Consider the following 19,342-nt stretch of genomic DNA (forward strand, 5'->3'; position numbering starts at 1 on the left):
CCAGCGGGCCCGTGCGTGTCCGGCGAACCCGCGCACGTCCGGCGGGCGTGTCCGCCGGGCCCGTGCGTGTCCGCCGGGTCGGCTGGCCGGCGTGGACCGGCCGGCTCAGGTCAGCGCTCGCCGGCCCAGCCGCGGTCGGCGACGATCACCCGGTGCCCGTCGGGGTCACGGACGACCGCCATCCGTTCGCCCCAGGGCTGCGTCGCCGGGTCCGCCAGCACCGTCACCCCGGCCGCGCGCAGCCGGGCCACCGCGGCGTCGCAGTCGCGGACGTACACCCAGAGCGCGATCCGGTCGTCGGGCGGCGGCCCCGGCTCCGCCTGGCGCCCGATGCCCAGTTGGCCGGCGCCGAAGCTCAGCGCGACGTACTCCGGCTCGCCCGTCTCCGGGAAGCGGTAGGTGACCGCGCCGCCGAGCAGGTCCCGGTAGAAGCCGAGCGCGGCCGGCAGGTCCGCGGCGGTGAGGATCGGAAACAGCTCCTCCGCCAACGGCTTACTCATCGCCACCGCGCAGGCCGACCAGGACCTCCTCCAACTCGTCCGGCTTGACCAGCACGTCGCGCGCCTTGGAGCCCTCGGACGGCCCGACCACGCCCCGGGTCTCCATCAGGTCCATCAGCCGGCCGGCCTTGGCGAAACCGACCCGCAGCTTGCGCTGGAGCATCGAGGTCGAGCCGAACTGCGAGGTGACCACCAGCTCGACCGCCTGCACCAGCAGGTCGAGGTCGTCGCCGATGTCCTCGTCGATCTTCTTCTTGCCCTCCTGCGCCACGGTCAGCACGTCCGGGCGGAACTCCGGCTCGCGCTGGTCCTTGCAGAACTTCACCACGTCGGCGATCTCGCGCTCGGTGACCCAGGCGCCCTGGATCCGGATCGGCTTCGAGGCGCCCATCGGCAGGAACAGCCCGTCACCCCGGCCGAGCAGCTTCTCCGCCCCCGGCTGGTCGAGGATGACCCGGCTGTCGGCCAGCGAGGAGGTGGCGAAGGCGAGCCGGGACGGCACGTTCGCCTTGATCAGGCCGGTGACCACGTCCACCGAGGGGCGCTGGGTGGCCAGCACCAGGTGGATGCCGGCGGCCCGGGCCAGCTGGGTGATCCGGACGATGGAGTCCTCCACGTCGCGCGGCGCGACCATCATCAGGTCCGCCAGCTCGTCCACGATCACCAGCAGGTACGGGTACGGCCGCAGTTCCCGCTCGCTGCCGGGCGGGGCCTTGATCTCGCCGTTGCGCACCTTGCGGTTGAAGTCGTCGATGTGCCGGACCCCGTTGGCGGCGAGGTCGTCGTAGCGCATGTCCATCTCGCGGACGACCCACTCCAGCGAGTCGGCCGCCTTCTTGGCGTTGGTCACGATCGGGGTGACCAGGTGCGGGATGCCCTCGTAGCCGGTCATCTCGACCCGCTTCGGGTCGATCAGCAGCAGCCGCACCTCGTCCGGGGTGGCCCGGGTGAGAATAGACACCAGCAGCGAGTTCAGGCAGGACGACTTGCCCGCGCCGGTGGCGCCGGCGATCAGGATGTGCGGCATCTTCGCCAGGTTGGCCACCACGTAGCCGCCCTCGATGTCCTTGCCGAGCGCGACCACCATCGGGTGGTGATCGCTGGTGGCGGTGCGGGAGCGCAGCACGTCGCCGAGCGCGACGTTCTCCGGGTCGGTGTTCGGGATCTCCACACCGACCGCGCTCTTGCCCGGGATCGGACTCAGGATCCGCACGTCCGGCGACTTCACCGCGTACGCGATGTTGCGGGAGAGCTGGGTGATCCGCTCGACCTTGACGCCGTGCCCGAGTTCGACCTCGTAGCGGGTGACCGTCGGGCCGCGGGTGAAGCCGGTGACCGCGGCGTCCACGTCGAACTGCTCGAAGACGCCGGTGAGCGCGGCGATCACCTCGTCGTTGGCCTTGCTCCGCTTCTTCGGCGCCGCGCCGCTGCTGAGCATGTTCGCCGGCGGCAGGGTGTAGTCGCCGGCCAGCCCGGTCAGCGCCAACTGCTCGGCCCGGGTGGGCGCGGGCGAGTGCTCCGGCGGCTCGACCGGCTTGCGGGTCGCCGGCACCTTGGCCGGCGCCTTGCGCGGCAGCACGATGGTGTCCTGCAGGTCGACGCCCTCGTCGAGTTCCTCGAAGTCGTCCGGGTCCACCGGGGGTGGCATCCGCTTCGCCGGGCGCTTGCGGGCGGGCGTGGCGCGGGCCTCGTCCGCCGCGTCCTCGGCCGCGGGCGCGCCGGTCACCGCGCCGGCCAGCAGGCCCAGCCGTTCCGGGATCTTGTTGATCGGCGTGGCGGTGACCACCAGCAGCCCGAAGACCAGCAGCAGGATCAGCAGCGGCACCGCCACCCAGGCGGTGACCGCCCGCTCCAGCAGGCTGCCCACCCCGGCGCCGACCAGCCCGCCGGCGAAGTCGCGCTGGGTCGCGTCGACCGGCTCCTGCCCGATGTGCAGCAGCGCGGCGGTGGCCACCAGCATCGAGCCCCAACCGACCAGCCCGCGACCGCGGTGCTCCGGGTCGGCCGGCTCGCGCATCAGCCGCCAGGCGCCGATCATCAGCAGCACCGGCACCACGATGGCGATCGCGCCGAGGAAGAGCCGGACGGTGTCGGCCACCCGCTCCCCGACGGGGCCGGCCGCGGAGAACCAGATGCCCACGGCGCTGAGCAGGGCGAGCCCGAAGACCAGCAGGCCGGCGCCGTCGCGGCGGTGCTCCGGATCCAGCTCCCGAGCCGAGGCGGCCTGCCGGCCGGCGGCCCGGACCGCCCAGCCGACGCCGTGCGCCAGCCCCATCCACAGTGCACCGATCGCCCGACCGACGTAGACCGCCGGGCCCGGGCGGGCTGCCGCGGTGCGGCGCCGGGCCGGGGTGCGGCTCTTCTTCGCCGGCTGGCGGGCACGGCTGTTCGTGCCACCGCGCGGCGACGCGCCGCGCCGCCGGCTCGCCTGAGAGGTACGGCCCGCCATAGCATCAACTTAACGGCGTGACCCGGCAGATCGCCGCTTTTCCGGGTCGTGTCCGCGCGTCGCAGCACGGACCTCGCCGTCGGCCGTGATATTCGCCCCCGAAGGGATGCCCCCATGGCGTCGCCGGAAATCGAGGACGGTCCGGACGGCCCCCTGGCCGGGCCGCCCCGGGAACTGCGGCCGTTGACCGGCGAGCTGATCGTCGCCGTGCTGGGCAACCGGGGGTACGTGGTCCAGCGCGACCCGGACGGCGACCTGGTCGGGCGGTGGGACGACAGCCTGATCTGGTTCCTGCGCCTGGGCGCCGCCGGAGAGCTGCTCCAGGTGCGCACCGTCGCCGCACCCACCTTCTCCATCGAGCAGGTTCCCGCGCTGTACGCGTTCTGCAACGGCTGGAACCACGACCGGCTCTGGCCCAAGGCGTTCGTGCACGTCGACGACGACGGCCGGGCCCGGGTCTGCGGCGAGGTGATCGCCGACCTGGAGCGGGGGGTCACCCCGCACCAACTGGACCAGCTGCTCGACTGCGGCATCGCCACCGGCTGCCAGCTCGCCGCCGAGGTGCGCCGGCTGCCCGGCGCGGTGATCGCGTGACCGGGCGGGGCGAGCGCCAGCGGGCGACACCGGGTGGGGCGGGCCGGCCCGGGCCGGCGGACGCGGCGCTGGCCGACGCGCTCGCCGACGCCCGGGACCTGCCCGACGGTGAGGCCCGGACCGCCGAGCTGGAACGCGTCGCCGCGCACGCCGACGCGGCCGGGGACGACCGTTCCGCGGTGGCGGCCCGGTTCGCGCTGGTCGAGGCGTACCTGCTGGACGGGGAGCGGTGGCGGCTGGTGGAACCGGTGCGCCGCTGCCTGGCGGCCGTCGACCGCCGGCCCGACCTGCTGCCCGCGGCCGACGTCGAGCTGCTGCTGCGCTACCAGCGGTACGCGGTGGAGGCGCTGCTCGGCACCCCCCGGGTCGGGCTGGACCAGGCCCGGTCCATGTTGGACGACCTGGCCGGCCGGACCGCCTCCGACGCGGGCGACGCCGCGGTGGTCGCGGAGCTGCGCTGCCGGATCGCCGACCACCTCGGCGACGAGCCGACCGCCCGCCGGTGGTACGACGGGTGGACCGCCGCCGCGCCCGGGCCGGCCGACGGGTGTCCCGGCTGCGCGCCGGTCCGCCGCGCCGAACTGCTCGCCGGTTGGGGCGACTGGTCCGCCGCGCTGGACGTGCTGCGGGACCCGCTCGACGGCACGGTCACCTGCACCGAGCAACCGGAGCGGGCGCTGGCCGGGGCGTTGCTGCCCTGGCTGCGGGCCGGCGAGCCGGAGCGGGCCGGCGCGGCGCACGTGCGGGCGTACCGGCGGCACCGGCGGGAACCGGCGGCCTTTCCGTACCTCTCGGCGCACCTGCGGTTCTGCGCGCTGGGCGGGCACCTCGACCGTGGGCTGGACATCCTCGCCGAGCAGCTGCCCCGGCTGGACCGCCCGGCCGACGACCTGTCGGCGATGGAGTTCGCCGCCGCCGGGGCGCTGCTCTGCGCGCTCGCCGTCGAGGCGGGCCTGGGCCACCGGACGCTGCGCCGCCCCGCCGCCGGCCCGCGACCGGCCGCCGAGCTGGACGTCGAGACGCTGGGGCACACCCTGCTCGGCACGACGACCCGGCTGGCCGGCAGCTTCGACGCCCGCAACGGCACCGGCCACCAGTCCGGCCGGATCGCGTCCTGGCTGGCCGAGCGGCCGCTGGCCGCCCCGGTCCCGCTGCCCGCCGACGACGCCCCGGACGACCTCGACGACCCGGACGACGGCGACGCCGGGCCGGCGGAGCTGGAACCGGTGCCGCTGACCCTGTCGATGATCACGGCCGAGCTGGACCGGCGCGGCGACCGGTACGACGTGGACGGCGGCGGCGCGGTGCTCGGCCGTTGGGGCGAGGCGCTGATCCAGTTCCGCCGGGCCGGTGAGCGCGGTGAGATCCTGCACGTACGGGTGGTCGCCGCGCGTCGGCTGCCGACCGGCCGGCTGGCCGAGGCGTACGCGTTCTGCAACGCGTGGAACCACGACCGGCTGCTGCCGAAGGCGTACGTGCACGACCTCGGCGGCGAGCTGGCGCTGGCCGGCGACGTCAGCACCGACCTGGCGCACGGGGTGGCCCCGGCCCAGCTCGCGGTGCTGGTGGACGCGGCCGTGCGCACCGGCGCCGGGTACGCCGAGGCGGTCGCCGCGCTGCCCTGACGCGCGAACGGCGCCGCGGGTTGCCGCCCCGACGTCCGGAGACCGCCATCCGACAGCCGCGCAACCTGATCCCCGGCCCAGGGGTGGTCTCCGTGTCACCGGCTCCGGGCCGGTCACCGACGTGCACGGGGATGTCGGCGACCGGCCCGGTCGGGTGGCGTCAGCCGGCGGAGAACGCCAGCGTGTAGTCGCCGGAGCCGCGCAGGGCGGTCACCCGGTAGCGGTAGGCGCCGGCCGGGCCCTCGGTGGCCAGCTGGGCCGCCGCCCCGTCGGTGTCGGCGCGGGCCACGGTCCGCCAGCCGGTGCCGGTCCAGCGCTGCAGGGTGAGCGCGAAGGTGGCCCCGTCCGGGGCGTCCAGGCAGGCCCGCTGCGGGCCGGCCGGGGCCCGGAACCAGCGGCCGTCCGGCTGGGTCTGGGTCCGCCCGGCGGCCAGCGAGCCGGCGCGGGTGACCTGGCCGGTGCAGTCGCTCTCGCCGCCGGCTGGCGGGGTCGGCGGCGGGGTGGTGGCGGCCGGCGGCTCGGCCGGCGCGGAGGGCGGCGGCACCTCGCCGCCGTCGGCGGTGACCAGGGTCAGCCGGTTGGCGGCGAGGATCTCGTTGACCGGCTGGAAGAAGGTGACCCCGCCCCGGGTGCAGTCGCCCGAGCCGCCGGAGGTGACGCCCTGGGCCTGGTCGCCGGAGAGCCAGGCGCCGCCCGAGTCGCCCGGCTCGGCGCAGACGTTGGTCCGGGTCAGCCCGGTGACCGTGCCCTCCGGGTAGTTGACGGTGGCGTTGCGGGCCTGGATCACCCCGCAGCGGGTGCCGGTGGTCGAGCCGGACCGGCAGATGGACGCCCCGATCGGCGCCTCCTGCGAGCCGGCCACCGGCACCGTGCCGCCGTTGAAGTCGTTCACCACGCCCTGCGGCGTCCAGTCGCCGTTCACCTCGACGAAGGCCCAGTCGTCGCCGGGGAAGGACGAGGCGCGGAAGGTGCCCTGGGCGACCCGGTTCGAGCCGGTGGTCCGGTCCCCCGGCCGCCCGCAGTGCCCGGCCGTGACGAACCCGCCGACCACCGAGAAGCCGACCGAGCAGCGGCCGGCGTTGTTGATGAAGTACGCGTCCCCGCCGCGCACGTCGAACAGCAGCCGCGGCTGTTCCGTCGCGGTCCGCACCGTGACCGCGCCCGCGGGCGCCCCGCCGGCCACGGCGAACCGCCGGCCGGCCGCCTCGGCGCCCGGCCGGGCGAGCACCACCACGCTGTTGTCGGCCACGTCCACGTACCAGCCGGCCACGTCCGGGCTGGCCTGGGCGCCGGCCCGGTCCAGCCGGCGCTTGACCGCGTCCAGCTCGCCGACGCCCCGGGCCACCTGCTTCGGCACCGCGCCGGCGGCGCGTACCCGGTCGGCGTCGGCCGGGTCGGCGACCGCCACGGTCAGCTGGCGGCCGTCCGCGCTGAGCCAGCTGCCGCCGTAGTCGGCGCCGAGTTCGGTACGGAGCCGGGCCACCGCCCCGGCCGCCTGACGCTCGCTGCGCAGCCGGTCGACCACCTGCTCCGGGCTGAGCGACAGGTCCCGCCGCATCGCGTCGAGCACCTCCGGCGCGACCCCGGCGGCCGCGCCGCCCGGCCGGTCCGCCGGTGGGGCGGTGCCCTCCCCGGCCAGCGCCGGCAGGGTCACCGCCGCCGCCGCTCCCGCCGTCGCCACCAGGACACCGATGGCTGTCATCCGTCTGCGGTCCATCCGCCACGCTCCTCCCGGCCGGCCTGGTCAGGCCTGCCGGGACGGAGTACGGGCGGACGGGGCGGACGGTTGAACGATCGACGGGAAACGATCCAGATCGGTCAGACCTCGACGACCGTCGGCACGATCATCGGCCGCCGGCGGTACGCGTCGTTGACCCAGCGCCCCACGGTGCGCCGGACGATCTGCTGGAGCTGGTGCGGGTCGGTGATGCCGTCCGCCGCGGCCCGGTTCAGCGCCTCGGTGACCAGCGGGATCACCGGGTTGAACGCCCCCGGGTCCTCGGAGAAGCCCTTCGCCGAGACGGTCGGGCCGCCGACCACCTTGCCGGTGACCGAGTCGACCACCACGGTGGTGGCGATGAAGCCGCCGTCGCCGAGGATCCGCCGCTCGGTGAGCAGCGACTCGCTGACGTCGCCGACGGCCAGGCCGTCGACGTAGACGTAGCGGCTCTTCACGTGCCCGACCAGGCTGGCCCGCCCCTCGACCAGGTCGACCACGTCGCCGTCCTCGCAGAGCACCACCCGGTCCGGCGCCACCCCGGACTCGATGCCGAGCCGGGCGTGCGCGCGCAGGTGCCGCCACTCGCCGTGCACCGGCATCAGGTTGCTCGGCCGCACCACGTTGAGCAGGTAGAGCAGCTCGCCAGCGGGCGCGTGACCGGAGACGTGCACCTTGGCCACGTCCTTGTGCACCACCACCGCGCCGGCCCGGGCCAGCCGGTTGATCACGCGGTAGACCGAGGTCTCGTTGCCGGGCACCAGCGAGGACGCGAGCACCACGGTATCGCCGGGGGCGATGGTGATGTGCCGGTGGTCGCCGCTGGCCATCCGGCCCAGCGCGCTCATCGGCTCGCCCTGCGAGCCGGTGGACATCAGCACGATCTGCTCCGGCGGCAGCGTGGTCGCCTCCTCGATGCCGATGACCAGGCCGGCCGGGATGTTGAGCAGCCCCAGGTCACGGGCGATGCCCATGTTGCGGACCATGGACCGGCCGATCAGCGCGACCTTGCGGCCGTGCTCGGCGGCGGAGTCGAAGACCTGCTGCACCCGGTGCACGTGCGAGGCGAACGAGGCCACGATGATCCGGCCGGTGGCCTTCGCGAAGATCGAGTCGAGCACCGGCCCGATCTCCCGCTCCGGAGTGACGAAGCCGGGGATCTCCGCGTTGGTGGAGTCGGAGAGCAGCAGGTCCACGCCCTCGGCGCCGAGCCGGGCGAACCCGGCCAGGTCGGTGATCCGGCCGTCCAGCGGGAGCTGGTCCATCTTGAAGTCGCCGGTGTGCAGCACCAGGCCGGCCGGGGTGCGGATGGCCACCGCGAGCGCGTCCGGGATCGAGTGGTTGACCGCGAAGAACTCGCACTCGAACGGGCCGAGCCGCTCCCGGCCGCCCTCCCGCACGGTCAGCGTGTACGGCTGGATCCGCCGCTCGGCGAGCTTGGCCTCGACCAGGGCGAGGGTGAACTGCGAGCCGACCAGCGGGATGTCCGGCTTGTGGGCGAGCAGGTAGGGCACCGCGCCGATGTGGTCCTCGTGACCGTGGGTGAGCACGATCGCCTGCACGTCGTCGAGCCGGTCCAGGATGGGGCCGAAGTCGGGCAGGATCAGGTCGACGCCGGGCTGCTCCACGTCCGGGAAGAGCACCCCGCAGTCGACGACGAGCAGCTTGCCGTCGTACTCGAAGACGGTCATGTTACGGCCGATGGCGCCGAGCCCGCCGAGCGGAATGATCCGCAGTCCACCCTCCGGCAGCGGCGGGGGGAGCTCCGCCGTGATGTGCGCCTCGGTCACGCGTCCACCTCATTCTGGGACGCCGTCACCGGGCGTCCGTCGTGTCGTTCGGTCATTCGGGGAGTGCCAGGCCCGCCGCCGCGCAGTCCGCGCGCAGCTGGGCCAGTTCGTCGTCGGTGGCGTCCACCAGCGGCGGGCGGACCGGGCCGGCCGGCAGGCCCTGGGCCGCGAGGCCGGCCTTCACCAGGATCACGCCCTGGGTACGGAAGATGCCGGTGTACAGCGGCAGCAGCCGCCGGTGCAGCTCCAGCGCGGTGCCGGTGTCCCCCGCGTCGTACGCCTCGATCATCCGCTTGGTCAGCGCGCCGGTGAAGTGGGTCGAGGTGCCGACCACGCCGACGGCGCCCACCGAGAGCGCGGGCAGGGTCAGCGAGTCCTCGCCGCTGTAGAAGGCGAGGCTGGTGCGGCTGGTCACCCAGCTGGTCGCGGTGAGGTCGCCCTTGGCGTCCTTGACCGCCACGATCCGGGTGTGCTCGGCGAGGCGGACCATCGTCTCGGTGGCGATCGGCACGCCGGCCCGGTGCGGGATGTCGTAGAGCATCACCGGCAGACCGGTGGCGTCCGCGACCGCGGTGAAGTGGCGCAGCAGGCCGCTCTGCGGCGGCTTGTTGTAGTACGGGGTGACCACCAGCAGGCCGTTCGCGCCGGCCTTCTCGGCGGCGGCGGCCAACTCGATGGTGTGCCGGGTGTCGTTGGTGCCCACCCCGGCCACCACCGTGGCCCGGTCGCCGACCGTCTCCACCACCACCCGGATCAGGCGCTCCTTCTCCGCGTCGGTGGTGGTCGGCGACTCGCCGGTGGTGCCGTTGACCACCAGCGCGTCGTTGCCCTGCTCGTCGACCAGGTGGTTCGCCAGCCGAGCGGCGCCGTCGAGGTCGAGCGAGCCGTCGGCGGTGAACGGGGTCACCATGGCCGTGAGCACTCGCCCGAACGGGCGGGACACCGCCCGGGCGGGGGTGTCAGGGTGGTCGTGCGTCATGCCATCCAACCTAGCGGACGACCACCGGGGCGCCGCCGGGGAAGGGCTCAGGAGAGCTCGGCGTGCGGGCTGGCCGCCACCTCGGTGCCGTCCGGCAGGGTCGAGATGACGAAGTCGGCGAAGACGTTCGGGGCGACCCGCTGCAGCTGGCGCAGGCACTCCACGGCCAGCTCGCGGATCTCCACGTCGGCGTGCTCGGTGGCCCGCATGGCGATGAAGTGCCGCCAGGCGCGGTAGTTGCCGGTGACCACGATCCGGGTCTCGGTGGAGTTGGGCAGCACCGCGCGGGCGGCCTGCCGGGCCTGCTTGCGCCGCAGGGTGGCGTTCTCCACGTCGGCGAAGCGTCGCTCCAGCCCCTCCAGCAACTCGTTGTACGCCCGCACGCTGGCCTCGGCGGCCTCGACGAACTTCTTGTGCAGCTCCGGGTCGTCGGCGATCACAGCCGGCTCGACCATGGCCGCGTCCCGCTCCGGCACGTACCGCTGGGAGAGCTGGGAGTACGAGAAGTGCCGGTGCCGGATCAGCTCGTGGGTGAACGACCGGGACACCCCGGTGAAGTAGAAGCTCACCGAGCCGTGCTCCAGCACCGACAGGTGCCCGACCTCCAGGATGTGCGCCAGGTAGCCGGCGTTGGTGGCGGTGGCCGGGTTGGGCTTCTTCCAGCTCTGGTAGCAGGCCCGACCGGCGAACTCGGCGAGCGCCTGGCCGCCCTCGGCGTCGGTCGACCACGGCACCTCGTCCGGCGCCTCGAAGTGGGTCCACGCGATCAACTTCACCTGCGGCTGCACCATGTCCGGCATTCCTCGGACTGTAGTGGTGGGGCTCGCCCCGCCCAAGTCCGGCTCGCCCCGATGCAACCTCGATCACGCCCGGAAGCGCCGCACCCGCCGTCGGACGCTGTGGAGCTGAGTCGTCCAGGACATCACCCGCCCGCCGAGCCGCGCCGGCCGCGCCGGCCGCGCCGGCGGCGACGGACGTGATGACGTGGGACGATTCAGCTCCAAAGGACGCGAGCAGCAAACCCACCGCCGCCGGCCGGGCGGATCCCCGGGCCGGCCGGTGACGACCGGCGGGTCGCGCTCAGGTCAGACGTAGAGCGAGGTGAACGGGGCCCAGGGCAGGTTGCGGACCACCGAGAAGGCCAGCCAGGCGCCGAGGAAACCGGCGATCACCTTGGGGCTGATCCGCAGCTCCGGCAACCGCCAGCCGAACGCCTGCCGGCCGGCCCAGGCGACGAAGAGGTACGCCAGGAAGGGCAGCGCGAAGACGAACAGGAAGTGGTGCCGGGCGGCGGCCGGCAGGTCGGCGTGCAGCAGGTACCAGGCCGCGCGGGTGCCGCCGCAGCCGGGGCAGTCCAGCCCGGTGGTCAGCTTCAGCAGGCAGGTCGGCGCGGCGTCCGGCGCCGACCGGGTCGGGTCGCTGATCAGCGTGTAGCCGATGGCGGCGGCGACGCAGCCGACCGCGGCCAGCGGCACGACCCAGCGCGGCGAGCGCTCGTAGAGCCGGGTCACGAACCGGGTGAGCCGATCGGGCTCGGCGACCGGGTAGGGCGGCACCTGACCCGCGGGCCACGCCGGGTCGTCCGACGCGCTGGTCGGCGACTGCGGTTGGCCGACCGGTCCGTCAACGCTCGTCACGCGCTCACCGTACACCGGCGACGCCCACCAGCGCGGCGGCCAGCGGGCCGGCCAGGTCACCGGCGGCCGGCGGGGCCACCGCGTCCAGGCCGAGCCAGCCGGCGAGCCGGTAGAGCTCGGCGGCGAGCGCCAGCGCGGTCTCGCCCGGCTCGGCGCCCGGTTCCGCCCAGGCGGCCGGCACCTGCAGCACCCGGGCCTTGCGGTCGGCCTTCAGGTCGACCCGCGCGGTGAACCGGTCGCCCTGCAGGAACGGCAGCACGTAGTAGCCGTACACCCGCTGCGGCGCCGGAACGTAGATCTCGATCCGGTAGCTGAAGTCGAAGAGCCGCTCGGTGCGGGCGCGTTCCCAGACCAGCGGGTCGAACGGGCTGACCAGGGTGTTGCCGCGTACCCACCGGGGCAGCCGGGCCTGCGCGTGCAACCAGGCCGGCTGCCGCCAACCCGCCACCGTGACCGGCAGCAGCTCGCCGGCCTCGACCAGCTCGGCGATCGCCTGCCGGGCACCGGCCAGCGGGAGGCGGAAGTAGTCGCGCAGCTCCGGCTCGGCGGCCACCCCGAGCGACCGGGCGGCGATCGCCACCAGCGTGCGGTACGCCTCGGCGTCGGTCGGTGTCGGCGCGTCGAGCGCGGCCGCGGGCAGCACCCGTTCGGGCAGGTCGTAGCGGCGGGCGAAGGAGGTGGTGCGCTCGGCGGCGGTCACCTCGCCGGCCCAGAACAGGAACTCCAGGGCGCGTTTCACCGCCGACCAGTTCCACCCCCAGTTGCCGGTCTCCCGGGGGCCGTCGTGCTCGATCTCGGCCGCGGTCAGCGGGCCCCGGGCGGCGACCTCGTCGCGTACCCAGGCGACCAGCTCGGGCTGCTCCTGGACGATCCGCCGCATGCCGCCCCAGGACTCGCTGTGCGCCCGGTCCATCCGCCAACGCAGCGCCGCGTGCAGCCCGACCGGCACCAGCGACGCCTCGTGCCCCCAGTACTCGAACAGCTCCCTGGGCCGGCGGTAGGCGGCGGTGTCGAGCAGCGTGGTCGGGTAGGGCCCGAGCCGGCTGTAGAGCGGCAGGTAGTGCGCGCGTTGCAGCACGTTGACCGAGTCCATCTGGATCAGCCCGACCCGGTCGAGCACCCGGCGCAGGTGCCGGCGGGTGGGCACCCCGGTGGGTGCCGGGTCGGCGAAGCCCTGGGCGGCGAGCGCCACCCGGCGGGCCTGGGCGAGCGAGAGCGATTCCGGTGCGGTCATCGTCGGCGACGGTAGTCCACCCCTACGACACCGGAGCGGCCGCTGGACCGATCGCCCGCGCCCGCATAGAACGGACACATGCTCACCATCCGCCGCGAAGAGCCCGATGACGCGGAGGCGGTCGCCCGGGTGCACGTGCACGGCTGGCAGGCCGGGTACGCCGGGCTGATGCCGGACGAGGTGCTGGCCCGGCTGAACGTGGCGGCCTGGGCACAGCGCCGCCGCGACGTCGGCACCGCCGACCCGGAGCACCCGTTCACCACCCTGCTCGCCGAGGTCGACGGCGTGCTCGCCGGCTTCACCACGTTCGGCCCGTACCGCAACAACCAGGACCGGGGCGACCTCGACCCGGCGTACGGCGAGGTGCTGGCGGTGTACGTCGAGCCGGCGCACTGGGGCGACGGCACGGCCCGGGCGCTGCTCGCGGCCGCCCGCGCCGGGCTGCGTGAGCGCGGCTGGGTCGAGTACCGGCTCTGGGTGCTGGCGGGCAACCACCGGGCCCGCCGGTTCTACCAGCGGGCCGGGCTGTCACCGGACGGTGAGCGGTCGACCTATCCGGTGCCGCTCGCCGGCGGCCGCCCGCCCGTCGGGCTCGTCGAGCTGCGGTACGCCGGCCGCCTCGACGGCTGACCCGGCGGGCGCCGCCGGACGGCGGATCGGCAGGAACGCCAGCAGGGCCAGGCTGATCCAGACGTACGTGTTGGCGCCGAGGAAACCGTCCACCCCGGTGAAGTCCTTCTCCCAGGCCCAGACGATCCGGCTGGTCAGGAAGCCGTACCCGACGGCGGCGGCGGCCAGCAGCACCCGGCGTCGGCGGCTGCCGGCCGGCGCGGCCATGCCGTTGTCCACCAGCAGGATCAGCCCGGGCAGCAGCCAGACCAGGTGGTGCACCCAGGTGACCGGGCTGACCAGGCACATCACCGCGCCGGTGAGGGCCAGGCCGGTCGCCTCGTCGCCGGCGGCCGCCGCGGCCCCGGCGCGCCAGGCCCACAGCGCCACCGTCGCGGCCACCAGCACCAGCCAGGCCAGGGTGCTCGGCCGCTCCGGGTCGAGCCGGGCCACCACCCCGCGCAGCGACTGGTTGGAGACGAACGCCAGCTCGCCCACCCGCCCGGTGTTCCACAGCGCCTCGGTCCAGAACTCCCGGGAGGCATCCGGGAAAAGCGCCGCGGCGACGAGGGTGGCCACGGCGGCGGTGACGATCGACGTGACCGCCGCCCGCCAGCGGCGGGTGACCAGCAGGTAGACGATGAAGATGCCCGGGGTCAGCTTGATCGCGGTGGCCAGGCCGATGCCCACTCCGGCCCACCGGCTGCCGCCGGGCAGCAGGCGCAGCAGGTCGACCGCGACGAGGAAGAGCAGCAGCGTGTTGACCTGGCCGAAGTTGACCGTCTCGCGCATCGGCTCGTACGCGGCGACCAGGCAGAGCGCGACGGCCAGGGCGAACCAGCGGGTCCACCCGGCCCGGCGGGCGACCGGGTCGAGCAGCCAGAAGATCAACACGGCGCTGGTCAGCACGCTGAGGGTCACGCTCACGGCGATCGCCGCGAGCCACGGCAGGTACGCCATCGGCAGCATGACCAGGGCGGCGAACGGCGGGTAGGTGAAGCCGTACTGGGTGCCCGGCTTGAGGAAGTCGTAGATCTCGCCGCCGTCGTGCACCCACCAGGTGAGCGCGCCGTAGTAGACCTTCAGGTCGAAGAAGCCGTGCCGCACGGCGGCCACGGAGAGGAAGGCGGTCACCGCGACGGCGAGCGCGAGCACGCCGACGACCTGCGCCGCCGTCCTTCTGGCACCCTGGGCCACCGTCGCCTCCCTCGCCCTGCGTAGGCTTCCGTCCCATGGCTCTCGGGTACGTCCGCCCGGCGCGTCCGGAGGACGCCGGCGAGATCGCACGCATCCAGCTCGCGACCTGGCGGGTCGCCTATCGCCGGATCCTGCCCCGGCACGTGCTCGACAACCTGGACGAGGCGTGGCTCGCCCGGCGGTGGAGCGTCGCGGTGCAGGAGCCGCCGTCGCCCAGTCACCGGGTGCTGGTCGCCGTCGAACAGGCCGAGCAATCGTATCTGGTGGGGTTCGCCGCCTCCGGTCCGGCCGACGCCGAGGCGCTCGCCCCGGGCGAGCCGGCCGAGGCCCTCGGTGCGGACGTGGTGGCGGTCACCGACCTGCTGGTCGAGCCGCGCTGGGGCCGGCGGGGGCACGGCAGCCGGCTGCTCGCCGCGAGCGTGGACCTGTGGCGGGAGGACGGTTTCGCCCGGGCGGTGGCCTGGGCGTTCGACGGCGACGAGGCGACCCGGAAGTTCCTCACCAGCACCGGCTGGGAGGCCGACGGCGCCGCCCGCGCCCTCGACGTGGACGACATGCTCGTCCCCCAGCTCCGCCTGCACGTCGCCGTACCCACCGAGCCGGTCCCCGCCGACTGACCCCCCCGTCCGGTGGCGGGGTTCAGCCCTTGTCGGAACCGTCGTTGGCGTCGCGGACGAAGTAGCGCTGGAACACCACGAAGATGATCGCGACCGGGATGGTGGCCAGCAGGGCGGCGCCGAGCTTGAGCGGGTACTGGCTGCCCTTGCCGAGCGAGCCGCTGACCAGGTCGGCCAGGCCGCGCGGCAGGGTGAACAGGTCCGGGTCCTGGACCGCCACCAGGCTGTGCGGGAACTCGTTCCAGGAGCCCTGGAACGACAGGATGGTCAGGGTGATCAGCGCCGGCTTCGCCATCGGCAGCACCACCGACCAGAAGGTGCGGAAGACGCCCGCGCCGTCGATCCGGGCCGCCTCCTCGACGCTGACCGGGATCGACTCGAAGAACTGCTTCATGATGAACACGCCGGCCGCGTCGGCGAGCAGCGGCACGATCAGCCCGGCGTAGCTGTTGTAGATGCCGAGCTGGTTGAGCACCAGGAACTTCGGGATCAGCAGCACCACGCCGGGCACCGCCAGCACCGCGACGACCGCGGCGAAGAGCCCGGCCCGGCCGCGGAACCGCAGCCGGGCCAGCGCGTAGCCGGCCAGCGAGTCGAAGAACACCCGGCCGGCCGTGACCAGCACGGTGACCAGCAGCGAGTTGCCCAGCCAGAGCGGGAAGTCGGTGCCGGCGAAGATCCGCTCGAAGCCGGCCAGCACCAGCGGGTCGGGGATCGGCGAGAGCGGGTCGGCCGCCGCGTTCGGCTCGGTCTTGAACGAGTTGCCGAGCTGGATCACGAACGGGTAGAGGAAGACCAGCCCGAAGAAGGCCAGCGTGGCGTACCCCAGGAAGCGGGAGACCAGGCCGCGGGGGTCGCGGCCGCGGCGCCGGTCGGGCGCCGCGGCCACCGGCGGGCGGTCGGTCAGCACGGCCATCTCACGACCCTTCCGGTACGCGTCGACGCCGCCAGCCCCGCCGCCGCCCGACCGGGTCGCGGTCGGCCATCGCCCGGCGCTGGATCAGGGTCAGCACGATGATGATCAGGAACAGCACGAACGAGATCGCGGCGCCGGAGCCGTAGTCGAAGTCCCGGAAGGCGGTGGTGTACGACAGGTACGCCGGGGTGAGCGTGGTCTTCGCCGGCTCGCCCTGGCTCATCACGTACACCTGGTCGAAGACCTGCCAGGAACCGATCAGGCCGAGGGTGAGCACCAGGAAGGTGGTCGGCCTGATCAGCGGCAGGGTGACGTGCCGGAACCGCTGCCAGCGGCCGGCGCCGTCGAGCGTGCTCGCCTCGTCCAGCGCCACCGGCACGTTCTGCAGGGCGGCGAGGAACATCAGCATGAAGGTGCCGGAGGTGGTCCAGACCACCAACGTGATGATCGACATCATCGCCACGCTCGGCCCGGAGAGCCAGTCCCACCAGGTCAGCCCGAACGGGCCGCCGCCGGTCAGCGCGGCCGGCGGGTCGTCCACGCCGACCGCTCCGAGCAGCAGGTGCAGCACGCCCCGGGAGTCGGCGAACCATTGCGGCCCGTCGACGCCGACCAGGGCGAGCAGCCGGTTGACCGCGCCGGAGTTGGCGAACAGGAAGAGGAAGACCACGCTGATGGCGACCGAGCTGGTGACCGAGGGGAAGTAGAAGGCGCTGCGGAAGAAGCCCTTGCCCTTGAGCATCCGGTTGTTGACCACCAGTGCGAGGCCGAGCGCGAGCGCGGTCTGTGCCGGCACCACGATCGCCACGTAGTAGAGGTTGTTCCGGATGCTGGTCATGAAGTCCCGGCGGTCCAGTCCGTCCTCGGTGAACAGCCGGGTGTAGTTCTCCGCCCCGACGAACGGCACCTGCCCGGTGAACGGGCTGCCCTGGCCGTTCCAGTCGGTGAGGCTGACCCAGAGCGCCATCAGGATCGGCAGCAGCAGGAACAGTCCGAGGATCACCACGACCGGCGCGACGAAGAGCCAGCCGGCCAGGTTCTCGTTGCCGCGGACGCCGGGCCCGCGCCGCCGGGGCGCGGCACCGCGTGTGGTGGCCGGGGCGGTCAGCGCCTCCGTTGCCATCTCCCCTCCCCTGGTGTGGAGGAGGTGCCGGGTCGGGCCCCCGGCGCGTCGCCGGAGGCCCGTCCGGTCACCTCAGCCGCCGAGCGCCGCCTTGGCGTTCTTGTCGAAGTTCGCCAGGATCGTCTTCGGGTCGCCGTTGGCCAGGCCCTGCAGGCCGGCCTCCAGGTCCCGCAGGACGCTGTCCATCTTGGGGGCGTTCACCGGGCCCTGGGCGTACGCGGCGCCGTCGATGAACGGCTTGTCCGCCGGGAACGCGCCGGTGTACTGGTCGCGAACCGACTGCCGGGACGGCATCACGCCGAACGCGGTGGCGAAGGCCATCTGCTGCTCGCCGCTGGTCATCGCCTCGACGAACTTGATCGCCTGCTCCTTGTACCTGCTCTTGGCGGCGATGCCCCAGCACTGGGTGAAGGAGAGGGTGCCCTTGCCGTTCGGGCCGGCGGGCAGCTCGACGACCTTGTACTTCACGTTCGGGAAGTCGTTCTTCAGGGCGCCCTTGATCCAGTTGCCCTCGATGGTCATGACGGCCGCGCCCTTGCCGAACGCCTCCCCCGACCAGCCCGCGTCGAGCTGCTTCGGAAAACGCGCCAGGCCCTCGGCGACCAGGCTCTTGACGTACTGGAGGGCGGCCAGGTTCGCCGGGGTGTCGGCGGCGGGCTGCTTGCCGTCGGCGCTCATCAGCCAGCCGCCGTTCTGCACCAGGAACGCGCCGATCCGGTCCCGGGTGTCGCCGAGCGCCAGCGGCACCTGCCCCTTCGCCTTGATCTTCCGGGCGGTGGCGGTCAGCTGGTCCCAGCTGGTCGGCACGTCGGCGTCGGTCAGCCCGGCCTTGGCCCAGAGGTCCGTGTTGATCTGCAGCGCCAGGGTGGAGAAGTCCTTCGGCGCGCAGTAGAGCTTGCCGTCGTAGGTGAACGTGCTGCGCAGGCTCTGGTAGAAGTCGTCGGTGTTGCTGATCTTGTCGCCGTACGGCTCCAGGGCGCCGACGCTGGCGTAGTCAGCGAACCGGGCGGCGTCGACGTAGAAGACGTCCGGCGGGGTGCCGCCGGCGAGCGCCTGGCCGAGCTGCTGAGTGAGGTCCTGCGCGGGGGTGACGGTGGCGTTGTTGCCCGAGCTGGCGGCCCACTTCGCCGCCGCGTCCTGCACGGCCTTGGTCTCGGCGTCGCCCGAGGAGCCGATCAGGATCTGCAGGTTGGCCGGGCCGCTGGACTGGGCGGTGTCACCGGAGTTGTCGTCGAAGCCGCTGCCGCAGGCGGTGGTGCCGAGCAGGGCGACGGCGGCGAGGCCGGCCACCGCCGCCCGGGTGAGGGATCGGTATGCCATCGGATTCTCCTGGTGGGGGATGGGGGTCATGCGGTGTGTCGGGGCACCAGCGCGGGCTGGAGCAGCACGTGGTCGGTGGTCCGGTGGGTGCCGTCGAGCACCGCGGTGAGCAACTCGACGCAGCGGGCGGCCGCCTCGCCCAGCGGTTGACTGACGCTGGTCAGCCCCACGGCGGCGGCCACCGGGGTGTCGTCGAAGCCGATCACGGCGACGGCGGGATCGGCGGCGCGGGCAACCTGGAGGGCGCCCAGGGCGAGGGAGTCGCTGGCGCAGATCACGGCGGTCGGCGGTTCGGCGGTGGCGAGCAGTTCGCGCATCAGCCGCTCGCCCTCGGCGATGCCGTCCTCGGTCTCCCGGTGCCAGCCGGACGGCTCGATGCCGGCCGCCCGCATCGCCTGTGACCAGCCCGAACGCCGGTCGTCACCGACACCGGAGCCGGTCGGCCAGCCGAGGAAGCCGATCCGGCGGTGGCCGCGGGCCAACAGGTGGCGGGTGGCCTCGGCGGTGCCGGCGGCACCGTCCACGTCGACCCAGGGGTGCGCCTCGGGGGTGTCCCAGGGGCGGCCGAAGGTCACGAACGGCACCCCCCGCGCGGCAAGCCAGGCCGTCCGCGGGTCGCCGTGGTGGGTGCCGGTCAGCACGAAACCGTCGAGGTCGTACGCGCTGAGCAGGTCGTCGTACGCGGCGATCTCCCGCTCGACGTCGGCGGCGGTGTAGAGCATGGTGCGGTAGCCGGCCGCCTCGGCGGCCTCGGTGAGCCCGTGCAGGAACCGGTCGAGCACCGAGCCGTTGATCCCGTCCCGGGTCGGTTCGATCCGCACCGCGATCAGTCGGGACCGGCCGGTGCGCATCTGCCGGGCGGCCTGGTTGGCCCGGTAGCCGAGGGCGTCGATCGCCTCCTGCACCCGCGCCCGGGTCTCCTCCCGCACGATGTGCGGGGCATTGATCACATTGGAGACGGTCTGGCGGCTGACGCGGGCATGCCGGGCCACCGTCGCGATGGTCACCTTTTCAGCCACTTGATCCCTCTCGCCG

General features: G+C 73.9%; 17 protein-coding genes. 4 read left to right on the forward strand and 13 right to left on the reverse strand.

Features of this window, described 5'->3' with window-relative positions; all coding sequences use genetic code 11:
• Positions 1-110: 110 nt before the first annotated feature.
• Together GA0070609_RS21285 and GA0070609_RS21290 are read right to left on the reverse strand one after the other, a co-directional pair.
• Complete coding sequence (locus GA0070609_RS21285; protein WP_088997884.1) at positions 111-500, reverse strand: VOC family protein; 390 nt, start codon at positions 498-500, stop codon at positions 111-113.
• The gene (locus GA0070609_RS21290; RefSeq protein WP_231928368.1) at positions 493-2,775 is read right to left on the reverse strand and encodes a DNA translocase FtsK; all 2,283 of its coding nucleotides are present in this window, start codon (positions 2,773-2,775) and stop codon (positions 493-495) included. Before GA0070609_RS21290 ends, GA0070609_RS21285 begins: the two co-directional genes overlap by 8 nt.
• A gap of 288 nt (positions 2,776-3,063) precedes the next feature.
• Between GA0070609_RS21290 and GA0070609_RS21295 the strand changes: the two genes are divergently transcribed.
• Together GA0070609_RS21295 and GA0070609_RS21300 are read left to right on the forward strand one after the other, a co-directional pair.
• Entirely contained in the window at positions 3,064-3,543 is a 480-nt protein-coding gene (locus tag GA0070609_RS21295; RefSeq protein WP_088995411.1) for a YbjN domain-containing protein, read from the forward strand.
• Positions 3,540-5,168: a type III secretion system chaperone family protein gene (locus GA0070609_RS21300; protein WP_088995412.1), complete on the forward strand. Its 1,629-nt coding sequence runs from the start codon at positions 3,540-3,542 to the stop codon at positions 5,166-5,168. The genes GA0070609_RS21295 and GA0070609_RS21300 overlap by 4 nt, the downstream gene beginning before the upstream one ends.
• Positions 5,169-5,328: 160 nt before the next feature.
• On the opposite strand, the gene GA0070609_RS21305 is transcribed toward GA0070609_RS21300, so the two are convergent.
• From GA0070609_RS21305 to GA0070609_RS21330, 6 genes are all read right to left on the reverse strand, one after another.
• On the reverse strand, positions 5,329-6,885 hold the full coding sequence (locus GA0070609_RS21305) for a S1 family peptidase (protein ID WP_088995413.1): 1,557 nt from the start codon (positions 6,883-6,885) through the stop codon (positions 5,329-5,331).
• Positions 6,886-6,986: 101 nt separating this feature from the next.
• On the reverse strand, positions 6,987-8,675 hold the full coding sequence (locus GA0070609_RS21310) for a ribonuclease J (protein WP_088995414.1): 1,689 nt from the start codon (positions 8,673-8,675) through the stop codon (positions 6,987-6,989).
• A 52-nt stretch (positions 8,676-8,727) separates the two neighbouring features.
• The gene (gene dapA / locus GA0070609_RS21315) at positions 8,728-9,654 is read right to left on the reverse strand and encodes a 4-hydroxy-tetrahydrodipicolinate synthase (RefSeq protein ID WP_088995415.1); all 927 of its coding nucleotides are present in this window, start codon (positions 9,652-9,654) and stop codon (positions 8,728-8,730) included.
• A gap of 47 nt (positions 9,655-9,701) precedes the next feature.
• Positions 9,702-10,445: an FAD-dependent thymidylate synthase gene (gene thyX / locus GA0070609_RS21320; RefSeq protein WP_088995416.1), complete on the reverse strand. Its 744-nt coding sequence runs from the start codon at positions 10,443-10,445 to the stop codon at positions 9,702-9,704.
• Positions 10,446-10,739: 294 nt separating this feature from the next.
• Complete coding sequence (locus GA0070609_RS21325) at positions 10,740-11,291, reverse strand: DUF2752 domain-containing protein (protein ID WP_231928369.1); 552 nt, start codon at positions 11,289-11,291, stop codon at positions 10,740-10,742.
• A gap of 4 nt (positions 11,292-11,295) precedes the next feature.
• Positions 11,296-12,525 carry a winged helix-turn-helix domain-containing protein gene (locus GA0070609_RS21330; protein WP_088995417.1) on the reverse strand — a complete coding sequence of 410 codons (1,230 nt, stop codon included), beginning with the start codon at positions 12,523-12,525 and terminating at the stop codon, positions 11,296-11,298.
• Positions 12,526-12,603: 78 nt separating this feature from the next.
• On the opposite strand from GA0070609_RS21330, the gene GA0070609_RS21335 reads away from it, so the two are divergent.
• A complete protein-coding gene (locus tag GA0070609_RS21335) occupies positions 12,604-13,155 on the forward strand; it encodes a GNAT family N-acetyltransferase (RefSeq protein ID WP_088995418.1) in 552 nt (183 codons plus the stop codon).
• Here the strand turns inward: GA0070609_RS21335 and GA0070609_RS21340 are convergent.
• Complete coding sequence (locus tag GA0070609_RS21340) at positions 13,054-14,331, reverse strand: glycosyltransferase 87 family protein (protein ID WP_088995419.1); 1,278 nt, start codon at positions 14,329-14,331, stop codon at positions 13,054-13,056. The genes GA0070609_RS21335 and GA0070609_RS21340 overlap by 102 nt on opposite strands.
• 35 nt (positions 14,332-14,366) lie before the next feature.
• Here GA0070609_RS21340 and GA0070609_RS21345 point away from each other — a divergent pair, with 35 nt between their 5' ends.
• The gene (locus GA0070609_RS21345; protein ID WP_088995420.1) at positions 14,367-14,948 is read left to right on the forward strand and encodes a GNAT family N-acetyltransferase; all 582 of its coding nucleotides are present in this window, start codon (positions 14,367-14,369) and stop codon (positions 14,946-14,948) included.
• Between the two features lie 22 nt (positions 14,949-14,970).
• On the opposite strand, the gene GA0070609_RS21350 is transcribed toward GA0070609_RS21345, so the two are convergent.
• The 4 genes from GA0070609_RS21350 to GA0070609_RS21365 form a co-directional block, all read right to left on the reverse strand.
• Complete coding sequence (locus GA0070609_RS21350) at positions 14,971-15,864, reverse strand: carbohydrate ABC transporter permease (RefSeq protein ID WP_088995421.1); 894 nt, start codon at positions 15,862-15,864, stop codon at positions 14,971-14,973.
• Position 15,865: 1 nt separating this feature from the next.
• Positions 15,866-16,987, reverse strand: coding sequence for a carbohydrate ABC transporter permease (locus GA0070609_RS21355; RefSeq protein WP_088995422.1), 1,122 nt, complete (start codon positions 16,985-16,987; stop codon positions 15,866-15,868).
• 72 nt (positions 16,988-17,059) lie between these two features.
• Positions 17,060-18,307 carry a sugar ABC transporter substrate-binding protein gene (locus GA0070609_RS21360; protein WP_088995423.1) on the reverse strand — a complete coding sequence of 416 codons (1,248 nt, stop codon included), beginning with the start codon at positions 18,305-18,307 and terminating at the stop codon, positions 17,060-17,062.
• A gap of 26 nt (positions 18,308-18,333) precedes the next feature.
• Complete coding sequence (locus GA0070609_RS21365; protein WP_088995424.1) at positions 18,334-19,326, reverse strand: LacI family DNA-binding transcriptional regulator; 993 nt, start codon at positions 19,324-19,326, stop codon at positions 18,334-18,336.
• Positions 19,327-19,342: the final 16 nt, after the last annotated feature.

Origin of the sequence: Micromonospora echinaurantiaca, from assembly GCF_900090235.1 — a bacterium.
GTDB lineage: Bacteria > Actinomycetota > Actinomycetes > Mycobacteriales > Micromonosporaceae > Micromonospora > Micromonospora echinaurantiaca.